This window comes from Mesorhizobium sp. M7D.F.Ca.US.004.03.1.1, from assembly GCF_003998635.1.
Taxonomy (GTDB): domain Bacteria; phylum Pseudomonadota; class Alphaproteobacteria; order Rhizobiales; family Rhizobiaceae; genus Mesorhizobium; species Mesorhizobium loti.
Map to the genome: position 1 here is coordinate 1 of NZ_RZQG01000720.1, position 3,134 is coordinate 3,134.

4 protein-coding genes are annotated in these 3,134 nt (G+C 61.7%); 3 read left to right on the forward strand and 1 reads right to left on the reverse strand.

Annotation, left to right across the window (positions count from 1 at the left end; all coding sequences use genetic code 11):
• Positions 1–895, reverse strand: an 895-nt coding sequence (locus EN935_RS28615) for a LysR family transcriptional regulator (RefSeq protein ID WP_127373866.1), incomplete at its 3' end; no start/stop codon positions are given.
• A gap of 104 nt (positions 896–999) precedes the next feature.
• Here EN935_RS28615 and EN935_RS40950 point away from each other — a divergent pair.
• From EN935_RS40950 to EN935_RS28625, 3 genes are all read left to right on the forward strand, one after another.
• Positions 1,000–1,167 carry a hypothetical protein gene (locus EN935_RS40950; protein WP_164757655.1) on the forward strand — a complete coding sequence of 56 codons (168 nt, stop codon included), beginning with the start codon at positions 1,000–1,002 and terminating at the stop codon, positions 1,165–1,167.
• Between the two features lie 42 nt (positions 1,168–1,209).
• The gene (locus EN935_RS28620; RefSeq protein WP_127263633.1) at positions 1,210–1,818 is read left to right on the forward strand and encodes a class I SAM-dependent methyltransferase; all 609 of its coding nucleotides are present in this window, start codon (positions 1,210–1,212) and stop codon (positions 1,816–1,818) included.
• Between the two features lie 322 nt (positions 1,819–2,140).
• Positions 2,141–3,106 carry a DUF3592 domain-containing protein gene (locus EN935_RS28625; protein ID WP_164771401.1) on the forward strand — a complete coding sequence of 322 codons (966 nt, stop codon included), beginning with the start codon at positions 2,141–2,143 and terminating at the stop codon, positions 3,104–3,106.
• The last annotated feature ends 28 nt before the right edge of the window (positions 3,107–3,134 follow it).

Consider the following 3,134-nt stretch of genomic DNA (forward strand, 5'->3'; position numbering starts at 1 on the left):
CGCTCTCCCTGATATCCGCCGTCTGGGCCAGAACCCAGTCCCGGAACACCTTGATCTTGGGCGTGTTGCGGCGGCTTTCCAGGTGCACCAGCCAATAGCCGTCGCCGTCGGAGCCGAGGACTTCGAACGGCTGTATCAACTGGCCCTTTGCCAAAAGGGCGCTGTAGATGTTGCGGGTGAGGATCGCGGCGCCCTGATCGGTCAGTGCCGCCATCGCATCATAAGCCTGCGAACCCAGCATTGGACCCGCGATGACGCGATCGGGATCGAAGGGCACGCCGGCTGCTTCGAACCAGATTTTCCACCAGGGATCGGTCGCACAGCATAGCGCTACCTTGTAGAGATCCTCGGGGTGGCGAATACCGCCCACGCTCTCGGCCAGTTTGGGGCTGAGCATTGGCGTGTAGTCTGCCTTGAACAGATAATGCGCTGTCAGGCCGGGCCATTTTCCGGTGCCTGTCCTGATGCCGATGTCCATATCCTCGCGTGTGAAATCGACCAGCCGGGCCGATGTATTCACCTTCACGGCAAGATCGGGATGCATCAGCTGGAATGTTCCAAGCCAGACCGCCAGCCAGTTCGTTGCGAATGTTTCCATCGTCGTCACGGAAAGCACGCCTGTCGCTCCACCCTTGGTTGCGACCCACGCATCCGCCAAGGCAGAGAACGCGCCCGTTGCGTGCGGCGCCAACTGCTGTCCAGCCTCGGTCAGGGCGATCTGCCTTGTTTTTCTTATGAAAAGCGGCGTTCCGGCGCGTTCTTCCAGCACTTTGATCTGATAGCTGGCAGCCGACTGGGTCATACCGAGTTCTTCGGCGGCCTTGGTGAAACTGCCCAGCCGCGCTGCGGCCTCAAACACCCTGATAGCGCCTAGCGGCGGCAGCTCCCAACTCATGACGCATCAATCCTCCTGATGCATGATACGCGACGTTCGATTGGAATCCAAGGCTGGAAAGAGGCATGCTCTGTCCATCAACTCGAACCCGGAAGGACACGGCAATGACCACGACCCTCTACAACACGCTTCGTCGTCCGATGCTCGACCTCTTCACCGCTCCGTTCAGGCCCCGTTCGCGCCGCCTGCTCGATCGCCGTTGCCTGTCGGACCACTTCCTGCGCGATATCGGCATGCTCGACGGACATGTTCCCAACGGCAGCATCCGCTGAGGCAAGTCTCTTTGACCGACTTAGAATGCAAGGGAGGGAAAGATGAGCGTGTCATCGCAGGATCTGGCGAAGAGCCGTCAAACGATCAGTGCTTATGAGGATTATGCGGAACAGTACGATGCCATCGTGAGGCATGTTCCCAACGAGAGGGAGCAGGCATCGCTGAAGCGCCTTGTGGCGATCGCCGGTACCAGCGGCCGGATTCTGGAAGTTGGGTCCGGAGCGGGATACGATGCGGACTTTCTGGAGAGTTTGGGCGTCAAGGTTCGGCGCACCGACGCGACGAAGCGGTTTCTCGAGCTGCAGGCCGCGCGCGGCAAGCGCGGCGAACTCCTCGATCTCCTCACCGATGATCTCGGCGGCCCCTACGACGCGGTGCTGGCCCTGTGCGTCCTGATCCATGTGCCGCGCGACCAGACCGACCAGGTCCTTGCCAAGATAGCCGGGTCGCTGCGGCCAGGCGGCGCCTTTCTCGTATCTATGCGCAACGGCGATGGTGAGACGTCAGGCGAATATCATACGGTCTACTGGCGCAGGGACGACTTCGCGGCCCGTCTCGAAAGCGCCGGGCTGGTCCTGATCAGGGACGATTTCAACGTCGGCCGCGATCGCGAAGAATGGAACACCTTCCTGGCTATCAGGCCAGCATGACGCGGCGCGGGCTGTTGCTGTTTGCGCTGCTCTTATCTGCGTGGCCGGCGACGCGATTCATCGAGGGTGGCATAGGCCAGGACTGCAGAGAATGACCCGAAACAGACTAGCACTGCGGTGATAACCATGAGGTCGTAAGTCGACACGCTCGTTCTCCCTTCGATGAGTGTCGAGGAGACAGCATGAGCGGTGCGTGTGCGTTGATCTGGATCAACGGAAGACGGTCTTTTCCTTTCTGGAGAGGCGGCTTCTCGAATATACGAGACATTGCCGCGGCCTTGCTGTCTATGTGCAGGCTCCTGCACTCCTGGGGGGAGACGAGTTGGAGCTCAAGATTCTGCTTGTCGGCTTTGCCTGCGCGGTCGCCGGCGGGCTGTCGATCGTCACCTTTCTGAAATGGCGAGAAGTGAAGGCGGTCAGCCGCTGGTTGCCGGCGCCGGGAAAGATCGTCTCTTCGCGCGTTGAGGCACGCGAGGTCCGCAGCTCTGGCAGCGGTTCGGACAGCAGCGATTCCACCGAGATCCGCAATTTTCCGGCGATCACCTTCGAATACAAGGTTGGCGGCAAGACATTTCGCGGCTCGCGCTACAGCGTGCAGGAGAATCTGGGGAATTTCGAAGTCAAGGAGACCCTTGCACGGTTTCCCCGCGGTGCTGAGGTGACCGTGTTCTATGATCCGGCGGCTCCGAGCAAAGCCGTGATCGAGCGCACCATGCCGGACGGCGCCTTCAAGTTCATGGTCCAGCTTTCGGCCGGACTGGTGGTCGGCGCGCTGGTGCTGGTGTTTTCCGTCGGCGGTGTGCTGGAGGCGATCGGCCCGCATCTGCCCAAGCCGCAGAACCTCGGCGCCGGGGCGCTGCTGCTGTTCATGGGCCTGTTTGTCCTGCGCATGGGTTTCGCCCAGAAATCGTTGGCCGAGCAGGCTGCAAAATGGCCGGTCACTGCCGGCCGCATCGATGCCTCGGGCCTCCAGGCGCTCCGAAGCCATTCAGGCTATCGACGCTGGCGCACCGTCTTCAAATCCCGCATCGTCTATTCCTATGGCGTCGCCGGCCAGCGCTACAGCGCCGATCGCGTGACCTTCGGCGCCACCGTGACGGCTTCATTGCCCGGCCTCGTCGGCGGCCAGGCACGAGACTATGTCGAAGGCAGCAAGGTCGACGTGCACTATGACCCCGCCAACCCCGGCTCGGCGGTGCTCGAATGCCGGGTGCGCGGGCTGTGGTTGCTGTGGGTCTGCTCGGCAGGCTTTCTCGGTGGCGCCGCGTTTCTGGTCGGGCTGTTCTGAGGCGATGGACGCATTCAGCAGCGGACGA

Excerpts from the sequence above, each read along its gene's own strand:
- EN935_RS28620 (WP_127263633.1), top strand. The coding sequence starts at position 1,210 with ATGAGCGTGTCATCGCAGGATCTGGCGAAGAGCCGTCAAACGATCAGT.
- EN935_RS40950 (WP_164757655.1), top strand. The coding sequence starts at position 1,000 with ATGACCACGACCCTCTACAACACGCTTCGTCGTCCGATGCTCGACCTC.